This is a genomic window from Streptococcus orisasini, from assembly GCF_001431045.1.
Lineage (GTDB): Bacteria > Bacillota > Bacilli > Lactobacillales > Streptococcaceae > Streptococcus > Streptococcus orisasini.
Map to the genome: position 1 here is coordinate 81,840 of NZ_BCLE01000032.1, position 20,619 is coordinate 102,458.

Genomic DNA, 20,619 nt, shown 5'->3' on the forward strand with positions numbered 1-20,619 from the left:
AATCATTTGTCAATAAATTCCAGAAAATTTGCCAAAGAAAAAAGCAGAGTCAAAGACTGATTTTTACAGCGTCTTCTCTGCTTTTTTATACAAAACTTTCTAAAAATAATTAATGCCCATAGCTTTTTTGACATCATCCAAGGTTTTTGAAGCTGTCTGACGAGCTTTTTCACTGCCTTTTTTCAGCATATCAAAAACATAACCCATATCCTTAGCATAGTCTAAACGCCGTTCACGAATAGGTTTTAATTCCCGTTCTAAAATATCCAGCAAGTAGCGTTTTGTCTTCACATCACCCAAACCACCTTTTTGATAGTGTTCTTTCATCGCTGCAATTTCAGCTGCATCCTCAGGACGGCCAAACACATCAAGATAATGGAAGACCATATTGCCTTCTATAGAACCAGGATCTTCAACACGGATATGATTTGGATCAGTGTACATACTCATCACTTTTTTGCGAACAGTATCTGCATCATCTGATAGATAAATGCCGTTGCCCAAAGATTTGGACATTTTAGCATTACCATCAAGTCCCGGCAGGCGGCCAGCAGCCTCATTTTCAGGATAAATACCTTCCGGTTCTACTAAAGCATCGCATTTATAAGTATGGTTAAAACTGCGGACAATTTCGCGTGTCTGCTCAATCATTGGCTTTTGGTCATTTCCAACCGGCACATAATTAGCTTTAAAGGCAGTAATATCAGCAGCCTGTGAAATAGGATAAACCAAAAAACCTGTCGGAATAGACTGTCCAAAGCCTTTTTGAGCAATTTCTGTTTTAACGGTTGGATTGCGCTCCAAACGGGCAAGAGACACTAAATTCATATAATACATGGTCAATTCAGCTAGTTCAGGAATTTGACTCTGAATAAAAATAGTCACCTTTTCCGGATCCAGCCCCACTGCCAAATAATCAAGGGCAACATTACCCACCGACTCTTTGATAATTTCAGATTCTTTAGCGTGATCGGTTAGGGCCTGCTGGTCTGCCAAAAAAACAAACATGCGGTACTTGTCCTCATTTTGCAAAAGGACACGATTTTTTAGACTGCCGACATAATGCCCTAAGTGCAATTTTCCTGTCGGACGGTCACCTGTCAAAATAATAGGTTTTGTCATTTCTGTTCTCCTAAATTACAATTAGTTCAATTATAACATAATTATAAGCAGCAGGAGGACAAATCAAAAGCAGCTTCAAGAAATTTTTACAGCAAAGGGATTTAATTGAAAAATAAGGGCTTTTCCTGTAAAATGTAGTAGTATCAAAAGATGAGGTGAGAAATTGTTAACTGTATCAGATATTTCGCTGCGTTTCAGCGATCGTAAACTTTTTGATGATGTCAATATTAAATTTACAGCAGGAAATACCTATGGTTTGATCGGTGCTAATGGCGCTGGAAAATCAACATTTTTGAAAATTTTAGCTGGCGATATTGAACCTACAACCGGACATGTAACTCTCGGTCCCAATGAACGTTTGTCTGTTCTTCGTCAAAATCACTTTGACTATGAAGAAGAACGTGCCATCGATGTTGTTATCATGGGCAATCAAGAACTCTATGATATTATGAAAGAAAAAGATGCTATTTACATGAAAGCAGACTTTTCAGACGAAGATGGGGTCCGTGCCGCTGAACTGGAAGGACAGTTCGCTGAATTAGGAGGCTGGGAAGCTGAAAGTGAAGCCGCTCAACTGCTGCAAAACCTTAATATTCCTGAAGATCTTCACTATCAAAATATGAGTGAACTGGCCAATGGTGATAAGGTCAAGGTTTTGCTTGCCAAGGCTCTTTTTGGCAAGCCGGACGTTCTCTTGCTTGATGAGCCCACTAATGGTCTTGATATTCAGTCTATTAATTGGTTGGAAGATTTTCTGATAGACTTTGAAAATACGGTCATCGTTGTTTCCCACGATCGGCATTTTCTCAATAAAGTCTGTACCCATATGGCTGATCTTGATTTTGGAAAAATCAAACTCTATGTCGGAAACTATGATTTCTGGAAAGAGTCCAGCGAACTGGCAGCAAAACTGCAGGCGGATCGCAATGCCAAAGCAGAAGAGAAGATCAAGGAACTCCAAGAGTTTGTGGCTCGCTTTTCAGCCAATGCGTCTAAGTCAAAACAAGCTACATCCCGTAAAAAAATGCTGGACAAAATTGAGCTGGAAGAGATTGTTCCTTCCAGTCGAAAGTATCCATTTATTAAATTTCAGGCAGAACGTGAAATTGGCAATGATCTTCTGACTGTCGAAAACCTTTCAGTTAAAATTGATGGTGAAACCATTCTTGACAATATCAGTTTCATTTTAAATCCAGGAGATAAGACTGCCATCATCGGCCAAAATGACATTCAGACAACAGCTCTTATGCGTGCCCTTATGGGAGACATTGAATACGAAGGCACAATTAAATGGGGAGTTACGACAAGCCGTTCTTATCTTCCAAAGGACAACAGCAGTGATTTTGCAAGTGATGAATCTATTTTAGAATGGCTGCGTCAATTTGCCAGCAAAGAAGAAGATGACAATACCTTTCTTCGCGGTTTCTTGGGTCGTATGCTCTTTTCCGGTGATGATGTTAACAAGTCTGTCAATGTCCTCTCAGGAGGAGAAAAGGTGCGCGTGATGCTCTCTAAGTTAATGCTACTCAAGTCTAATGTGCTTGTCCTGGATGACCCTACTAATCACTTGGACTTAGAGTCCATCTCAAGCCTAAATGACGGTCTCAAAGATTTTAAAGAATCTATCATCTTTGCCAGCCATGACCACGAATTCATTCAGACATTGGCCAACCATATCGTTGTCATCTCTAAAAACGGTGTTATTGACCGTATTGATGAAACCTATGATGAATTCCTTGAAAATGAAGAAGTGCAGGCAAAAGTTGCTCAACTCTGGCAATAAAAAGCGGAAACGCTTTTTATTTTTTTATAAAGAAAACCTACGATGAACTATTTAAAAAATCACAAACAGAGCCTTATTTTTTATTGTATTAGTTTTATACTGCCCGCTTTTATCATGTTTATAGTTCTTTTTGCAAAAAATATTTATTGGGGCAGCCAGACAACTCTTTTAGCCAGCGATGGCTTTCATCAATATGTCATTTTTGACACGCTGATTCGCAATATCTTTCATGGAACAGACAGCTTATTTTATTCTTTTAAAGGCGGACTGGGGTTTAACGTTTTCGCTCTGATGAGCTATTACTTGGGCAGTTTTTTGACACCTTTGACTTATTTTTTCACTGTTCAAACTATGGCTGATGCCTTTTATCTTTTTACTCTAATAAAATTTGGTTTGATTGGTCTGTCAGCTTTTTATAGTATGAGCCAGTTTTATCCCAGCCTAGCAAAACGTCTGCTTCTGATGCTGTCAACTTCCTATGCTCTTATGAGTTTTACCACCAGTCAGCTGGAATTAAACAATTGGCTAGATGTTTTCATTTTGCTGCCGCTGATTTTATTGGGCTTAGATCGCTTAATGAATAAAAAAGGTCTAACCCTCTATTTTCTTGTCTTAAGCTGCCTGTTTATTCAAAATTATTTCTTTGGCTTTATGACAGCTGTTTTTCTCTGCCTTTGGTTCTTGACCCAAACTTCATGGAATTTTAAGAAGAGAATAAAACGACTGGCCGATTTTGTTTTAGTTTCTCTTTTTTCGGCACTTACCAGTGCTTTTATGCTGCTACCAACCTTTCTTGATTTACGCAGCTATGGAGAAAAAACAGCCCAACACTTTGAGCTATTGTCACCAGATACAGATTACCTTGATTTATTTGCCAAAAATTTTATCGGCAGTTACGATACAACAAAATACGGATCTATCCCGACAATTTATATTGGATTATTACCCTTAATTTTAGCTCTTGCTTTCTTTTTTATTAAAACCATTAAAAGTTCAGTCAAGATAGCCTATTTGCTTCTTATTGCCTCAATCATTGCTAGTTTTATTTTTCAGCCTCTAGATCTCTTTTGGCAAGGCCTGCATTCACCCAATATGTTTCTGCACCGTTATTCTTGGGTCTTTTCCATCATTATACTAATGATGGCAGCCGAAACCCTCTCACGGATAGAAACCCTAAGATTAAAACACTTTTACTCAGCCTTTGCTTTATTAAGCATAGGATTTACAGCTGTGTTCTTTTTTAGAGACAGTTACAGCTTTTTAGGATTAGAACAATTTATATTAACAGCTCTCTTTTTAGCAGCTTATGCTATTATTCTCTATACTTTTTTCAATAAAAAAATTTCTCGACAATTAACAATTTCCTTTACACTTATCTTTACAGTTTTTGAAATTTCCTTAAATAGCTTTTTTCAAATTCAAGGTATTGAAAACGACTGGAATTTCCCTTCCAGAAAGGTCTATAAAGATAATGTAAAAGAAGTTGACAGGTATGTCAAGCTAAGCAATAACGACAAAAAGGACTTTTTCCGTTTAGAAAAATTGATTCATCAAACGTCAAATGATGGCATGAAATTTAATTACAACAGCATTTCTCAATTTTCATCTGTCAAAAATATCCCGGCTGCCAAATTATTAAATGCTCTAGGCTATTATTCACAAGGAAATCATGCCTTTATCAGCTATCATAACAATACTATTCTAATGGACAGTCTTTTATCAGTTAGCTATAATATCAGTCAACAAAATCCATATAAATTTGGATTTGAACTCAAACAAAGCAACAAAAATCTTCAACTTTACAAAAATGTTTACGCTTTGCCTCTGGCTCTCATGTCAAATGGACTTTACAAAGATGTCAAGTTAGATGCTGGTACGCTTATTAATCAAGAAAGATTTGTCAAGCAACTAACAAAAGCCAAAGACAGATTCTTTACAAAGATTCCAATCCTTTCAAGTAAAAATGCCCAAGTTTTAAATGGCCGCACAGCTGTATCTAGTTACAACAAAAGTAAAGCAGAAGTTTACTATACTGTAAAGGTTCCTGCCAACAGTCAGCTTTATATTAGCCTTCCCAATATCAACTTTAGTGAAAAAGCAGATGTTCTTTTAACAATGGATGATAAAAGAATCAAACAGCTTGTTGATAACAGTAGCTATTCTTTATTTAATTTAGGCAATTACAAAAAAGAAAAGATTCTAACTTTCAAACTCAGTTTTCCTAATAATGATACTGTTAGTTATGATTTACCACATGTTTACGCCTTAAATCTCACAGCTTATCAAAAAGCTATGACACAATTAAAAAAGCAAGCTGTCAAGGTTTCCACTCAAAAAAATCAAATTTTTACCTTTTACACTGCTAAAAAGAGCAGTTCATTAATTTATACTCTACCTTACGACAAAGGCTGGTCAGCAGTACAAGATGGAAAAAAACTAAACATTAAAAAAGCTCAGGGTGGTTTTATGAAAATCAATGTTAAAAAAGGCAGAGGCAAAATTACAATGACTTTTATTCCTCAGGGATTCCGCCAAGGAATCATGATTTCTTGTTCAGGGATCTTGCTTTTTGTGCTGTATCGAGCTTTTTATAAAAAATCTACTAAAAACAACACAACCATCCTTTAGTTGAAAAAAGAGGCACAAGTTTACAAAACCAATAGTTCCTACTCTTTTATTTCTAATGTGGGTTCTAAAATAATCTTCCTAATGGTTTCACTGTCAACTATTGGAGCAAGCTGTTATTTTCTGTATATTCACAAAGTGAGGCTGAACTTTTGTTTCAGTCTCGAATTTCTTTAAACTAAAAAAGCCCCTTCAAATGGACTTTTTATCGCTTTATCAAGTTAATAAAAACCCTGTATTTTTAATACAGAGTTAGTGTCTTATCACTCCGGCAGTAGGACTCGAACCTACGACATCATGATTAACAGTCATGCGCTACTACCAACTGAGCTATGCCGGAATTAATAGTCCGTACGGGATTCGAACCCGTGTTACCGCCGTGAAAAGGCGGTGTCTTAACCCCTTGACCAACGGACCATAGAGATTGATATGTCATCAACACTCTTATTATTATAACAAATATCTTTTATTTGTCTACCTTTTTTTAAAAAAAATTATAATAATATTTCAGACTGAAGAAAAAGTCGATTTTTATCAAAAGAATTATTGTGTGCGGAAAGTATCTGGGCTAGACTCGTTTCATTCACCTATTTTTCTTATAGATTGTGAATTGATACTATCCTAAGATGTGTGTGTTTGTTAAATGGATAACTATAGAGTTTGTCTACAACCTGAATATTTTCCTTCTTGTTTAAATTACTTGTCATAATTTAAAAAGTGCTTAAAACAACTGTGCTTTTCACACGAAGATTGACAGCAGAACATAAAATTTGGTAAAATAATAAAGCTGTAAGGTCTCATAGCTCAGCTGGATAGAGCATTCGCCTTCTAAGCGAACGGTCGCAGGTTCGAATCCTGCTGGGATCAAAACTGCCTTTTAGTTTTTGACTAAAAGGCTTTTTCTATGTTCAAAAGGTAAACTAGCATTAGCATTGGCAAAAGCAAAATATAAAGACTGTTTTCAGTTAAATAGCGACACATAACTGTTGACAGCAGAACACCTACCATAAAAGTGATAATAACTGTAATGATATAAATAGACTGTCTTAGTATCTGCTTATCTTTTTCCACACTTCCTTTAAGAAAAAGATAGGCAGCATTTTTTATATTTCCTGTCATCATAGTATTGGTGTAAGTATATCCTCTAACTCGTTTAAAAGTTGCCAGCTGAATAGAAGCAAAAAAAGCTAGACCAGCAATCGTAAAAATAGATGGCAATAAAGGACTTGATACAGCTATTGCTGCTAACAAAATAAACAATACATAAGTGCTTAGCTTATGCCATCTGACATTTTTAGGGGTAACCCATTTTCTAAGAAAATAGTAGAAAAATTGCCCTAAAATAAAGAAAATGATCGGAATCAAAAAACTAAATGCTTCTTTAAAACGGCCTTCTGCAATATTGATAGTCATATACAACAAATTTCCTGTCTGCATGCTAGCAAATCGACCGCCTTGAGTAATGTAAGTATAGGCGTCAATAAAGCCGCTAACAAAAGTTAGAAGCATTGCCACCCTCAATCCTTCAAAATTTTGATATTTTTTTGTCATTTTTCAAACTTTCTCCTTTTGTTTCACGTGAAACGCTCTTACAGATATTTACTGGCTTCTCGGACAGATAAACGGTTCATTTGTTCCTTGTGTTTTTCAATAAAATGATGAACCCAAATAGGATTGGTTTTTGAATATTCCCGCAAGGCCCAGCCGATGGCCTTGTTGATAAAAAATTCTTTGGCAAAGGCAGAACCTGACAGATTATTTTCAATGATAGCTGCCAAAAGATTTTCGTCAGTATCTTTTTTAAAAGTCAGCTGATGATCAATAGCCACTCGCCGCAGCCAAAAATTATCAGCTAAAGACCACTCTAACATAATTTCTTTAGCTTGAGAATCATTTTTAACAATAGCTCCGGCAACTTCATCCAAGTTATCCACAGAATCCCACCATGATTTGCTGACAACGAGCTCCTTTATTTTACTTAGATCAGACAGAGTCAATTTTGATTTGATTTTTGGCATCTGGAGATAATTGCAGGATAGATACTGGCATTCACGGCAGTCTTCCTGCCACATTGCAAAAACAAATTCCCAATCAATAACTTCTTCTAAAGACTTCTCTTTCAAAAATGTTTTAGACAATTGGCGCCGCAAAGGCGTTGGAATCCCATAAAATGCAAAATGGTTTTTCTGATAGTTAGCCATTTTTGCAGCTTTTTCTGAATCAGAATTCTCTTCAAACAATTTAATTATTTCAGAATAAGTCATCATGTCTCCTATTTGTGATAAGGACTTCCTTCCTGAATCATAAAAGCCCTGTAAATTTGCTCTGCTAGTACTAAACGCATCAGCTGATGAGGCAGGGTCATAAGGCCAAAACTGATGAGCAAATCAGCCCGCTTTTTTACTTCCTGAGAGAGCCCAAGACTTCCTCCAATAATAAAAGTAATATCAGAATATCCTTTAATTTGGGCATCAGATAAGATTTGACTAAATTTCTCAGAAGAAAGTTGCTTGCCTTCAATGGCCAAAACAATCACAAATTCTCGAGGAGAAATTTTCTGGATAATCCGCTGACCTTCCTTTTCAAGAATCTGCTGGTTCTGTGCCTGACTGGCATTGTCTGGTGTTTTTTCATCTGGCAGCTCTAGTATTTCAAACTTAGTAAAACGGCTGAGCCGCTTGCTGTATTCAGCAATACCATCTTTTAAATACTTTTCTTTAATTTTACCGATTGCTATTATTTTTACTTTCATATTTTCTATTATAGCACCTTTTTCGTCAGACTTATCCACAGTTTTTCACAGAAAAATGGTTTCTAAAAAACTCTTACCTGCAAATATAAATCAACATTTTCAGAAAGTTTTCCACAACTTGTGGATTCTTTCCTTTTTCAGTGTTTTAAGGTATAATTAAGTCAAATTCTTTAGACTGTTTCAGACTAATTTATTGAATAATTTGGAGGTTCGAAAGTGAATAATACAAAATCCCATACCTTCTTAAGATGGTTTGTTCCCTTTTTGCTTATCTTTTTAAGCTTTATTCTAGGGGTTGTTTCAACCTTGGTCTTTTACTGGGTATCAGGTAATAAAGCAATCACTAACAATGGTAAAACTACTGTCAGCAATGTTGTTTACAATACTAAATCTAATACTACTGAAGCTGTCAAAGATGTAAAAAATGCTGTTGTTTCAGTCATTAATTACCAAAAAATTGACAACAGTTACTATAATTACGGTGATAGTTCAGAAGAAGAAAATAAATCAGAAGATGGTTTAAACGTTTACGGTGAAGGTTCCGGTGTTATCTATAAAAAAGATGGTGACAGCGCATATGTGGTAACCAACAATCACGTCGTAAAAGATGCAGAAAAATTAGAAATCTTGCTGGCTGATGGGAAAAAAATTGTTGGCAAATTAATGGGGTCTGATACCTACTCTGACTTAGCTGTTGTCAAAATTTCTTCTAAAGAAGTCAGTACTGTTGCCCAATTCGCTAATTCAGATAAGATTAAGGTCGGCGAACCCGCAATTGCTATCGGCAGCCCACTGGGAAGCGACTACGCAAATTCGGTAACACAAGGCATTGTCTCTAGTCTCAGCCGTACGGTCACCTCACAAAATGAAAACGGTGAAACTATCTCAACCAACGCCATTCAAACAGATGCTGCCATCAATCCTGGTAATTCCGGCGGAGCTTTAATTAATATCAAGGGACAGGTAATCGGTATTAATTCAAGTAAAATTGCATCCAGCAGCAATTCAAGCAACGGTGTTTCTGTTGAAGGAATGGGCTTTGCTATCCCTTCAAACGATGTGGTTTCCATCATTAATCAATTGGAAGAAAATGGTGAAGTTATTAGACCAGCTCTGGGTATTTCCATGGCTAATCTGAGCGAAGCTTCAACCAGTGGCAGAGAATCCTTAAAACTTCCAAATGATATGACAAGTGGTATCGTTGTCCTTTCAACTCAAAACGGTATGCCAGCAGATGGTAAACTGAAAAAATATGATGTTATCACAGAAATTGATGGTAAAAAAGTAGCATCTATCAGTGATCTTCAAAGTGTTCTTTACAAGCATAAAAAAGGCGATACGATTAAGATTACCTTCTATCGTGGCAAAGATAAGAAGACAGTTGATATCCAATTGACAAAGACAAGTAAAGATTTAAACAATTAAAATCAGTCTAAAAAGTGATTTGAAATTGCTGCTGCCTGTTTTTAGGACTAATCATGCTGATAATCTAAAAAAACAGAGCGCTGATCTTTAACTGTCATTAAAAAAATCGCTTAACTAAAGGGGCAGACAAAAGTCATTTTCTTTAAATCTTGACTTTCTATTCTGTCCTTTTTTATGGAGTAATAATCATGCCTGAACAATTGAAATACCTTAATCCTAAAGATATTAATCCCAATCCTTATCAACCGAGGCTCCATTTTGAACCCAAAGAACTGGAAGAGTTGGCACAGTCCATTAAAGAAAACGGTCTGATCCAGCCTATTATCGTCAGAAAGTCTGATATTTTTGGTTATGACCTAATAGCAGGAGAAAGACGCTTAAAGGCTATTAAAATGGCTGGATTGGATAAGATTCCTGTCATTATCAAGGATGTTTCCGATAAGGATAGTATGAAACAGGCCATCATTGAAAATTTGCAGCGTTCCGATTTAAATCCTATTGAAGAAGCTAAGGCCTATCAAAATCTTATCCTTAAAAATCAAATGACTCATGATGAAATTGCAAAAGCAATTGGAAAATCCCGGCCTTACATTACAAATAGTATTAGACTTTTGAATCTGCCATCACATATTAGACAAGGCCTAGAAAAAGGGACAATTTCTCAAGGACACGCCCGTTTGCTTTTAAGCATTGATAAGCAAGAGGTACAGGATAGTTGGTTCCATAAAATTCTTGACGAACAGCTCAGTGTCCGTCAGCTCGAGCAGGCTTTGAAAAAGCTTCCCAAAAAAGAAAAGTCAAAAAAACCAGCAAAAGATATTTTTACTGCAGAAAAAGAAAAAGAAATTAGTCAGCTTTTGGGTCTGCCAGTTTCCATTCACTGCAATAAACAGCTGCAGGGGCAGTTAAAAATTTCCTTTGCTTCTGAAGAAGAATTCAACAGAATAATGAACAGGCTTTTTTAACCTGTTCATTTTGCTTTTATTCTAACATCTTTTTCCACAGGGAAAAACAGTCAGGAAATCCGAATTAACAGCTTTTTTCTTCTTTTCCACAATCTGTGGAAAACTTCTGTCCACAATGTGGATTTTTCTGTCGCAGCTGTGGAAAACTTTTGTTTTTTGTGGTAAAATTTTCTTATTACAAATCTTGATAGGAGCGCGCTATGACAAAAAATGACGAAATTTTTTGGAATAGGGTCTTAGAACTTGCACAAAGTCAATTAAAACAAGCTACATTTGATTTTTTTGTTTCAGATGCTAAACTACAAAAAATTGAAGGAAACACAGCTACCATTCTGATTGATGATATGAAAAAGCTGTTTTGGGAAAAAAATCTGCAGCCTGTTGTATTAACAGCTGGTTTTGAAGTTTTCAACACCGAAATTTCTATCAAATACGTTTCTGAAGAGGAGCAACTGCAGGCAAACACTTCTTCTCAAACTACAGTTACGGGAACTTCTGCCAGACCGCTGCCAATTGTGCAAAACGATCTTAATCCAAAATACAGTTTTGATAATTTTGTAATTGGTGATGAAAATCGCTGGGCCTTTACAGCTTCTGTGTCTGTAGCAGATCTTCCGGGAACAACTTACAATCCTCTTTTTATTTACGGAGGACCCGGTTTAGGTAAAACCCACCTTTTAAATGCTATTGGCAATGCGGTTTTGGCTAATAATCCTAATGCTCGGATCAAATATATTTCTGCTGAAAATTTCATCAATGAATTTGTTGTCCACATCAGGCTGCAAAATATGGATGAACTTAAACAAAAATTTCGGAACTTAGATTTACTGCTGATTGATGATATCCAATCTTTGGCCAAGAAAAGTTTGGCTGCCACGCAGGAAGAATTTTTCAACACCTTTAATGCCCTTCACGATAACAATAAACAAATTGTGCTAACCAGCGACCGAACACCAGATGATCTCAACGATTTGGAGCAGCGTTTGGTCACGCGCTTTAAATGGGGATTGACGGTTAATATTACACCACCTGATTTTGAAACCCGCGTCGCTATTTTAAATAATAAAATTCAAGAATATAATTACAGCTTCCAGTCAGAAACTATTGAATATCTGGCAGGACAGTTTGATTCTAATGTCCGGGATTTGGAAGGTGCTTTAAAAGATATTAGTCTGGTGGCCAATTACAGAAATCTTGATGTTATAACTGTTGAAGTCGCAGCAGAAGCCATTAGAGCCAGAAAGCAAGACAGCAGTCCTAAGATGATTGTTATTCCTATTGAAGACATTCAAAAGCAGGTAGGAAAATTTTACGGCGTAACAGTCAAGGAAATCAAATCAACCAAACGGACGCAAAACATTGTTCTGGCACGTCAGGTTGGCATGTATTTAGCGCGTGAAATGACCGACAACAGCCTTCCAAAAATCGGGAAAGAATTTGGCGGACGAGACCATTCTACAGTGCTGCATGCCTACAACAAAATCAAAAATATGCTGGCTCAGGATGACAGCCTCAAAATTGAACTAGAGACTATCAAAAACAAAATAAAATAGAGCCTGTGAATAAGTCTGACAGAAAGATTTTTTTATCCACAAGTTGTGAACAAGTCTTAAGCTAAGCAGTAGCTTAGTTTCTCAGACTTATCCGCACTGTACACAAGGCCTACTACCACTACTAACTTAATACTTATAAAATAAAGGAGTTTTCCATGATTAAATTTTCAATCAATAAAACATTTTTCTTACAAGCTCTAAATGCAACTAAACGAGCTATTAGTTCTAAAAATGCCATTCCTATTCTTTCCAGCTTAAAAATAGAAGTACATTCTCAATCAATTGTCCTAACAGGTTCTAATGGTCAGATTTCTATTGAAAATACCATTTCAGCTGATGATGAAAATGCAGGGCTTCTCATTACTTCTTCAGGTTCAATCCTGCTTGAAGCTAATTTCTTTATTAATGTTGTTTCTAGTCTGCCAGATGTCACTTTAGATTTTGAAGAAATTGAACAGCATCAAGTTGTTTTAAACAGCGGTAAGTCAGAAATCACTCTTAAAGGAAAAGATGTTGAACAATATCCGCGTTTGCAGGAAGTTGTCACCAACAATCCTTTAATCTTGGAAACAAAACTGTTGAAAACAATTATTTCAGAAACGGCTTTTGCTGCCAGCACACAGGAAAGTCGTCCAATTTTAACTGGTGTTCATTTGGTTTTGACCAATCATAAAGAATTTAAGGCTGTTGCAACGGATTCTCACCGTATGAGTCAGCGTAAACTAACTTTAGAAAATTCAACTGATGATTTTGATGTTGTTATCCCTAGCCGTTCTTTGCGTGAATTTGCAGCGGTTTTCACAGAAGATGTGGAATCTGTGGAAGTATTTTTCTCCAGCAGCCAAATCCTCTTTAGAAGTGAAAATATCAGTTTTTACACTCGTTTGTTAGAAGGTAACTATCCAGATACCGATCGTCTGCTGGCCAATAATTTTGAAACTGAAGTTGTTTTTAATACTAACTCTCTGCGCTATGCCATGGAACGTGCTCATCTTATTTCCAATGCCACTCAAAATGGTACTGTTAAATTAGAAATTATCAACAACCAGGTGACAGCACATGTTAATTCCCCTGAAGTTGGTAAAGTTAATGAAGAATTGGATATTGAAGAGGTATCTGGCAGTGATTTAACGATTAGTTTCAATCCGACTTATCTGATTGAAGCCTTAAAGGCACTTAAGAGTGAGACCGTAACTATTCGTTTTATTTCTCCTATTCGTCCTTTCACCTTGACACCAGGCGATGACAGTGAAAACTTTATTCAGCTGATTACACCTGTTCGTACTAACTAAAAATGACGCCTGAGGGCGTTATTTTTATCAATATGATATAATAAACAACATGCTTTATATTCTTGTAAATCCAAATGCAGGAGATAAAAAAGGCTTAAAAAAAGCGATAATGATTCAAAAAACTTATCCACAGTTTAAGGCAAAAATTTATCTGACCCAGTGTGCCGATGATGAAATCAACCAGTTGACTCAAATTCTGGCTAGTTACCAATCTAATCAGGATCAGCTGCTAATCATTGGCGGAGACGGTACGCTGTCAAAAGTTCTCTTGGCCTTGCCAAAAGACATTCCTTTTGCTTATCTGGCTTCTGGTTCTGGAAATGACTTTAACCGCAGTTTGCCAGCAAGCCTGGAAACGATCATGGAAGCTCTGCAAAAGCGTAGGACACAAACGATTTCTGTCTTTCAATCAGCTAATCATCTGATTTTAAACAGTTTGGGGTTTGGTTTTGATGCACGTGTCATCTCCTACTCTCAACATTCTTCTTTAAAACGGTGGCTGAATCAGTTTGGTTTGGGAAAACTAACCTATTTGTTATTAGGCATACGTTCTGCTTTCAGCCGTAAAAGCGTCTCTTTAACAATTAAGGATGCCAAAGGGCACTCGCAAAAATTGTCTGATTTATTTTTGTTTGTTTTAGCCAATACTGCTTATTTTGGAGGCGGTATTATGATTTGGCCAGAAGCTTCTGTTAAAACGAATCAGATCGATTTGGTTTATCTGAAAAAGGGAACAGTGTTTCAAAATATCCAAGGATTGCTGGCTCTAGTGTTGAAAAAACATCAAAAAAGTTCTCGTTTAAAACATGAGTCTTACACGGAATTAACCTTAGACTGCTATAAACCGACAGCTGCTCAGGTTGATGGTGAACTGACTGAGATTGTTAGAGAAACCTTCACATGTCAAAAGAGGAAAATATATCTTTGAAAGGAAAAAATACCATGTATGATTTAGGAAGTTTTGTGGAAATGAAAAAGCCGCATGCCTGTACCATCAAGTCAACTGGTAAAAAGGCTAATTGCTGGGAAGTCATGCGCCTGGGAGCTGATATTAAAATTCGCTGTACTAATTGTGATCATGTCGTCATGATGAGCAGGCATGATTTTGAGCGAAAGATGAAGAAAGTCTTATAAAAATGTCGCGCAACTTAAAAAGACTTGTTAAATCAGTGTTTTTTACAGAAAAAGCAAGCATTGGTTGCGCAATTTTAACGGTTCTTTTGCTCACAGTTGCTAGTAAGCATTAAACAAAAGATTTATGATAGGGAGGAGAAGGAGGGCTACTGTGTTACAATTTTCAAATCAATTAAAAAAATTACGAACTGAGCGTGAACTTTCGCAAGAAGAACTGGCCAATCAACTTTTCATCTCCCGTCAAGCGATTTTCGCAGTAGCTGATTGAATGTTCACATCGCTATTCTCGTGACCATTCTAATCAGCCTTGCGGGGGTGCGACGACGAAATCATAGATTTCTGTCTTACCGCCAAATGGGAGAATGGCGAAGCAACGCCTGATATGAACAATCTGGTAAAACTGGCAGAGATTTTTGAAGTTAGCCTAGATAAGCTTGTTTTAGGCAAAGATGAAAAAGTTGTTGAGAATGCTGTGAATAAAAAAGCTGAAAAACAGATGAACGGCTGGGAATTTTTAGTAAACTATTGGTGGATGTTATTTCCTCTTGGAGGATTGGTGTTATAGTTTTTGAGGGGGCTTGCTGAGATTTTACATTAAGCTTGTTAATTGGCAAGCTTTTTCTTATCTTTTTTGCTATAATAATCATGATTGAATAAAATAACGGAGATTAAAATTTATGGCTTTAACGGCAGGTATTGTTGGTTTGCCTAATGTTGGGAAATCAACTCTTTTTAATGCAATTACAAAGGCGGGAGCAGAAGCTGCCAACTATCCTTTTGCAACAATTGATCCTAATGTTGGCATGGTTGAAGTGCCGGATGCACGGCTGCAAAAACTGACAGAATTGGTACAACCTAAAAAAACTGTTCCGACAACTTTTGAATTTACTGATATCGCAGGTATTGTCAAAGGTGCTTCCAAAGGGGAGGGATTGGGCAATAAATTTTTGGCCAATATCCGTGAGGTGGATGCCATTGTTCATGTTGTCCGTGCTTTTGATGATGAAAATGTCATGCGTGAACAGGGCCGTGAGTCGGCTTTTGTTGATCCCATAGCAGATATTGAAACGATTAATCTCGAATTGATTTTAGCCGATTTGGAATCTGTTAATAAACGCTATGCGCGTGTGGAAAAAATTGCTCGGACTCAAAAAGATAAGGATTCTGTAGCTGAATTTAAGGTACTTGAAAAAATTAAGCCAGTTCTTGAAGATGGCAAATCTGCTAGAACTATTGAGTTTACAGAAGATGAACAAAAGATTGTTAAAGGCTTGTTTTTGCTGACAACGAAACCAGTGCTCTATGTAGCCAATGTGGACGAAGATAAGGTTGCTAATCCTGATGATATTGAATATGTTCAGCAAATTTGTGATTTTGCAGCAACTGAAAAAGCTGAAGTTGTTGTGATTTCAGCGCGTGCTGAAGAAGAAATTTCAGAACTTGATGATGAGGACAGAGCTGAATTTTTAGAAGCTATGGGCTTGGAAGAATCTGGTGTTGATAAGTTGACACGAGCTGCTTATCATTTACTTGGGCTTGGCACCTACTTTACAGCAGGTGAAAAAGAAGTCCGTGCTTGGACCTTCAAACGTGGTATCAAAGCACCTCAAGCGGCAGGAATAATTCACTCTGATTTTGAAAAAGGCTTTATCCGTGCTGTGACGATGTCTTATGATGATCTCATTCATTATGGATCTGAAAAAGCTGTTAAAGAGGCTGGGCGCCTCCGTGAAGAAGGTAAAGATTACGTAGTTCAGGATGGCGACATCATGGAATTTCGTTTTAATGTTTAAAGTACTAAGAAGAACTATAAAAAATCACTTATAACCTAAAAAGAGTTGGGAATTTTTCCCAGCTCCCTTTTGGTCTTTGAGAGGAAAAAATGACAAAATTGATTGTTGGATTAGGTAATCCAGGAAGCAAATACCAAGAAACAAAACATAATGTTGGATTTATGACGGTTGACAAAATTGTCAAGTCTTTGAATATCAGCTTTACAGAAAATAAAGTCTTTAAAGCAGAAGAAGCGAATACTTTTATTAATGGTGAAAAAGTTTATTTTATTAAGCCGACTACCTTTATGAATGCCAGCGGTCTAGCTATTAGAGCTTTTTTAGCTTATTATAATTTAAGACCGAATGATTTACTCGTTATTTATGATGATTTGGATATGGAAGTGGGGAAAATCCGCTTTCGCCAGAAAGGCTCTGCGGGTGGACATAATGGGATTAAAAGTATAATTAAAGAACTGGGAACACAAGAGTTTGACCGAGTTAAAATTGGGATTGGCCGTCCTCAAGCTAAAATGAGTGTTGTTCACCACGTTCTTGGAAAGTTTGATAAAGATGACTACATAACCATTTTAAAGACAATTGACAAAGTTGACGAAGCTGTAAAGTATTATTTACAGACCGAAGATTTCAATATGACCATGCAAAAATTTAATGGATAAAATGAACATCATTGATTTATTTAAAGAAAATACTAAACTTAAAAAATTGACGGAGCAGCTGTCTGTTTCTAACAGACAGTTAATAACAGGATTGTCAAACGCTAGTAAGGCTTTGGCAATGGCAGCAGTATGGAGTGGCTACAAAGGCAAAATAGTCATTGTTACTTCAACGCAAAATGAGGCTGAAAGGCTGTCAGATGATTTAATCGGTTTGATAGGCGAAGAAAAAGTCTATCGTTTTTTTGCTGATGATGCAGCAGCGGCTGAATTTATTTTTGCATCTCGGGACAAGACAAATTCTCGTGTCAAGAGCCTGAATTTCCTGTTGGATGAGCAAAAAGAAGGTATTTTAGTTACCAGTATTGCAGGAACTCGGATTTTGCTGCCAAATCCCAAAAATTATCAAGCTGCTAGATTAAAACTAGCTGTTGGTGAAGAATATGACCTTGACAACCTTGTAAAGCACTTGTCAAATAGTGGTTATGAAAAAGTAGCTCAGGTTTATAATCCAGGAGAGTTCAGTAAAAGAGGGGATATTTTAGATATCTACGAAATTGAGCAGGAACTGCCTTATCGTCTTGAGTTCTTTGGTGATGAAATAGATGGTATTCGTACCTTTGATGTTGATAGCCAAAAATCCCTTACTAATCTTGATTCCTTCATTTTAACACCGTCTGATGACATTGTTCTTACGGAAGGTGATTTTGAGCGTGCCTGCCGCCAGTTGGAGAAGCTTCCCCCTACTGCCAGTGAGAATTTAAAATCTTATTTTGAAGAAGTCGCAGCGGTTACAAAAGAACACCAGCGGCATCAGGATATTAGAAAATTTCTATCCTTTTTCTATCAAAAAGAATGGACGCTGCTGGATTACCTGCCTAAACAAACACCTGTCTTTTTTGATGATTTCCAAAAGATTATAGACAAAAACAGTCATTTTGATTTGGATGCTGCCGCTCTTTTGACAGAGGATTTACAAAATAGTAAAGCAGTGTCAAGCTTATCTTATTTTGCAGATACTTATAGATATTTGCGGCAGTATCAACCCGCTGTTTTCTTTTCAAATTTCCATAAAGGATTGGGAAATCTAAAGTTCGACTATATCCATAACTTTACACAGTATCCCATGCAGGAGTTCTTTAATCAGTTTCCTTTATTGGTCAGTGAAATCGAGCGTTATCAGAAATCTGGCGCTACAGTTCTTTTACAGACAGATTCACAGCTTAGTCAAGAACGTTTACAAGAAACTTTACAGGAATATCATTTGACTTTACCTATTAGTAAAACTGATGAGATTCTTGAAAATCAAGCTCAGCTGATTATTGGAAATCTGTCCAGCGGATTTTATTTTGCTGATGAAAAGGTAGCTCTTATCACTGAGCGTGAAATTTTCCATAAAAAAATCAAGCGCAAAATCCGTCGTAAGACTGTCAGCAATGCTGAACGCCTTAAAGATTACAATGAGTTGGAAAAGGGAGACTATGTTGTTCATAATGTTCATGGAATTGGTCGTTTTCTGGGAATTGAAACCATTGAGGTATCAGGTGTTCATCGTGATTATTTAACCATCCAGTATCAAAATTCTGACCGTATTTCTATTCCTGTCGAACAGATAGAAATGCTGTCAAAATATGTTGCCAGTGATGGAAAAGAACCAAAGATTAATAAGCTGAACGATGGTCGTTTTCAAAGAGCTAAACAAAAGGTATCGCGTCAGGTTGAAGATATCGCTGATGACCTTTTGAAACTATATGCTGAACGCAGCCAGTTAAAGGGCTTTGCTTTTTCTCATGATGATGACAGTCAAGAAGCCTTTGATAATCATTTTTCCTACGTTGAAACTGAGGATCAGCTAAGGTCTATTCAGGAAGTTAAAAAAGACATGGAAAAAGAGCAGCCCATGGATCGTTTGCTTGTTGGGGATGTTGGTTTTGGAAAAACAGAAGTTGCCATGCGAGCAGCTTTCAAGGCTGTCAACGATGGCAAGCAAGTAGCTGTTTTGGTACCGACAACTGTTCTGGCTCAACAGCATTACAATAATTTCAAAGAACGTTTTGAAAATTTTCCAGTTAATGTTGATGTTATGAGCCGTTTTAAGACAAAAGCAGAGCAGCAAGAAACCCTGAAAAAATTGGCAAAGGGTCAGGTTGACATCATTATTGGTACCCACCGCCTGCTTTCTAAAGATGTTGTTTTTAAAGATTTAGGTTTTCTGGTTATTGATGAGGAACAACGCTTTGGTGTGAAGCACAAGGAAACGCTGAAAAAACTGAAGACAAAAGTTGATGTCTTAACCTTGACAGCTACACCAATTCCACGAACCCTGCACATGTCTATGCTTGGAATACGTGATTTATCTGTTATCGAAACACCTCCCACTAACCGCTATCCTGTCCAGACTTATGTTATGGAAAACAATCAAGGAGTCATTCGTGAGGCTATTATGCGTGAAATTGACCGCGGTGGCCAGGTGTTCTATGTTTACAACAAAGTTGACACGATTGACAGGAAAGTCTCAGAGCTTCAGGAATTAGTTCCAGAAGCCAGCATTGGTTTTGTTCATGGACAAATGAGTGAAATTCAGCTTGAAAATACCTTGATGGATTTTATCAACGGTGACTATGATATTTTAGTGACAACGACGATCATTGAGACGGGTGTTGATATTTCAAATGTTAATACACTTTTTATTGAAAATGCAGATCATATGGGACTGTCAACGCTGTATCAGCTTCGGGGTCGTGTTGGCCGAAGCAGCCGTATCGCCTATGCCTATCTGATGTACCATCCTGATAAAATATTAACCGAAGTTTCAGAAAAACGTTTGGAAGCCATCAAAGGATTTACAGAACTTGGTTCAGGCTTTAAAATTGCCATGCGGGATCTGTCTATCCGTGGTGCTGGAAATCTGCTAGGATCTTCACAGAGCGGCTTTATTGATTCTGTGGGCTTTGAAATGTATTCGCAGCTGTTAGAAGAAGCTATTGCGGCAAAATTAGGAAAATCTCAGGCACGCTCCAAAGGAAATGCAGAAATCAATCTGCAAATTGATGCCTATTTGCCAGACAGCTACATTAGTGATGAACGGCAAAAAATAGATATTTACAAGAGAATCCGTGAAATTGATGGCCGTGAAGATTATCAGGAACTTCAAGATGAGCTGATAGACCGTTTTGGCGAATATCCCGATCAGGTGGCTTACTTGCTGGAAATTGGTCTTGTTAAGTCCTATATGGATAAGGCTTTTGTGATTTTATTGGAGAAAAAAGACAATCGTATCAGTATTTTATTTGAAAAAGCCTCTCAGAAATTTTATCTGACGCAGGATTATTTTGAAGCCTTATCTAAAACTAGTCTTAAAGCTCAAATTAGCGAAGAAGAAGGACAGATTAAAATTATTTTTAATGTAAAAGCAAAGAAAGATTACGAAATTTTGGAAGAACTGCTCAAATTTGGAGAAAGTTTAACTGAAATTAAAATGAGAAAAGCTGATCATTAAGTTAAGGGTAACAAATTTTC

15 protein-coding genes, 3 tRNA genes and 1 pseudogene are annotated in these 20,619 nt (G+C 36.9%); 13 read left to right on the top strand and 6 right to left on the bottom strand.

From position 1 onward, the window contains the following. Positions 1 to 99 precede the first annotated feature (99 nt). Entirely contained in the window at positions 100 to 1,122 is a 1,023-nt protein-coding gene (gene trpS / locus SCSH_RS07050; RefSeq protein WP_057491185.1) for a tryptophan--tRNA ligase, read from the bottom strand. A 163-nt stretch (positions 1,123 to 1,285) separates the two neighbouring features. Between trpS and SCSH_RS07055 the strand changes: the two genes are divergently transcribed. Further along, the gene (locus SCSH_RS07055) at positions 1,286 to 2,905 is read left to right on the top strand and encodes an ATP-binding cassette domain-containing protein (RefSeq protein ID WP_057491186.1); all 1,620 of its coding nucleotides are present in this window, start codon (positions 1,286 to 1,288) and stop codon (positions 2,903 to 2,905) included. 42 nt (positions 2,906 to 2,947) lie between these two features. Continuing rightward, positions 2,948 to 5,533 (top strand): YfhO family protein, encoded by a 2,586-nt coding sequence (locus SCSH_RS07060; protein ID WP_057491187.1) that lies wholly within the window; start codon positions 2,948 to 2,950, stop codon positions 5,531 to 5,533. Positions 5,534 to 5,796: 263 nt separating this feature from the next. On the opposite strand, the gene SCSH_RS07065 is transcribed toward SCSH_RS07060, so the two are convergent. Both SCSH_RS07065 and SCSH_RS07070 read right to left on the bottom strand, forming a co-directional pair. Then, positions 5,797 to 5,870, bottom strand: a tRNA-Asn gene (locus SCSH_RS07065). Positions 5,871 to 5,875: 5 nt separating this feature from the next. Next, positions 5,876 to 5,947 (bottom strand) — tRNA-Glu (locus SCSH_RS07070). 376 nt (positions 5,948 to 6,323) lie between these two features. Between SCSH_RS07070 and SCSH_RS07075 the strand changes: the two genes are divergently transcribed. Next, positions 6,324 to 6,397 (top strand) — tRNA-Arg (locus tag SCSH_RS07075). Between the two features lie 21 nt (positions 6,398 to 6,418). Here the strand turns inward: SCSH_RS07075 and SCSH_RS07080 are convergent. From SCSH_RS07080 to rlmH, 3 genes are read right to left on the bottom strand one after another with little or no spacing between them, the layout of a single operon-like run. Then, entirely contained in the window at positions 6,419 to 7,081 is a 663-nt protein-coding gene (locus tag SCSH_RS07080; RefSeq protein ID WP_057491188.1) for a YoaK family protein, read from the bottom strand. Positions 7,082 to 7,119: 38 nt separating this feature from the next. Then, positions 7,120 to 7,797 (bottom strand): DNA alkylation repair protein, encoded by a 678-nt coding sequence (locus tag SCSH_RS07085; RefSeq protein ID WP_057491189.1) that lies wholly within the window; start codon positions 7,795 to 7,797, stop codon positions 7,120 to 7,122. A gap of 5 nt (positions 7,798 to 7,802) precedes the next feature. Further along, positions 7,803 to 8,282 carry a 23S rRNA (pseudouridine(1915)-N(3))-methyltransferase RlmH gene (gene rlmH, locus SCSH_RS07090; protein ID WP_057491206.1) on the bottom strand — a complete coding sequence of 160 codons (480 nt, stop codon included), beginning with the start codon at positions 8,280 to 8,282 and terminating at the stop codon, positions 7,803 to 7,805. Between the two features lie 216 nt (positions 8,283 to 8,498). On the opposite strand from rlmH, the gene SCSH_RS07095 reads away from it, so the two are divergent. The 10 genes and pseudogenes from SCSH_RS07095 to mfd all read left to right on the top strand — a co-directional run bounded on the left by SCSH_RS07095 (position 8,499) and on the right by mfd (position 20,599). After that, positions 8,499 to 9,707, top strand: a complete 1,209-nt coding sequence (locus SCSH_RS07095) for a S1C family serine protease (protein ID WP_057491190.1) — start codon at positions 8,499 to 8,501, stop codon at positions 9,705 to 9,707. A 188-nt stretch (positions 9,708 to 9,895) separates the two neighbouring features. Then, positions 9,896 to 10,672 (top strand): ParB/RepB/Spo0J family partition protein, encoded by a 777-nt coding sequence (locus SCSH_RS07100; protein WP_057491191.1) that lies wholly within the window; start codon positions 9,896 to 9,898, stop codon positions 10,670 to 10,672. A gap of 200 nt (positions 10,673 to 10,872) precedes the next feature. Further along, on the top strand, positions 10,873 to 12,225 hold the full coding sequence (gene dnaA, locus SCSH_RS07105; protein ID WP_057491192.1) for a chromosomal replication initiator protein DnaA: 1,353 nt from the start codon (positions 10,873 to 10,875) through the stop codon (positions 12,223 to 12,225). A gap of 155 nt (positions 12,226 to 12,380) precedes the next feature. Further along, the gene (gene dnaN, locus SCSH_RS07110; protein ID WP_057491193.1) at positions 12,381 to 13,517 is read left to right on the top strand and encodes a DNA polymerase III subunit beta; all 1,137 of its coding nucleotides are present in this window, start codon (positions 12,381 to 12,383) and stop codon (positions 13,515 to 13,517) included. A 49-nt stretch (positions 13,518 to 13,566) separates the two neighbouring features. Next, a complete protein-coding gene (locus SCSH_RS07115; RefSeq protein ID WP_057491194.1) occupies positions 13,567 to 14,445 on the top strand; it encodes a diacylglycerol/lipid kinase family protein in 879 nt (292 codons plus the stop codon). Positions 14,446 to 14,459: 14 nt separating this feature from the next. Beyond that, positions 14,460 to 14,651 (top strand): DUF951 domain-containing protein, encoded by a 192-nt coding sequence (locus SCSH_RS07120; protein ID WP_057491207.1) that lies wholly within the window; start codon positions 14,460 to 14,462, stop codon positions 14,649 to 14,651. Positions 14,652 to 14,919: 268 nt separating this feature from the next. Continuing rightward, positions 14,920 to 15,216, top strand: a pseudogene (locus tag SCSH_RS07125) (helix-turn-helix domain-containing protein). 112 nt (positions 15,217 to 15,328) lie between these two features. Then, the gene (gene ychF, locus SCSH_RS07130; protein ID WP_057491195.1) at positions 15,329 to 16,444 is read left to right on the top strand and encodes a redox-regulated ATPase YchF; all 1,116 of its coding nucleotides are present in this window, start codon (positions 15,329 to 15,331) and stop codon (positions 16,442 to 16,444) included. Between the two features lie 89 nt (positions 16,445 to 16,533). Further along, the gene (gene pth / locus SCSH_RS07135; protein WP_057491196.1) at positions 16,534 to 17,103 is read left to right on the top strand and encodes an aminoacyl-tRNA hydrolase; all 570 of its coding nucleotides are present in this window, start codon (positions 16,534 to 16,536) and stop codon (positions 17,101 to 17,103) included. Further along, a complete protein-coding gene (mfd, locus tag SCSH_RS07140; RefSeq protein ID WP_057491197.1) occupies positions 17,096 to 20,599 on the top strand; it encodes a transcription-repair coupling factor in 3,504 nt (1,167 codons plus the stop codon). The genes pth and mfd overlap by 8 nt, the downstream gene beginning before the upstream one ends. Positions 20,600 to 20,619 lie beyond the last annotated feature (20 nt).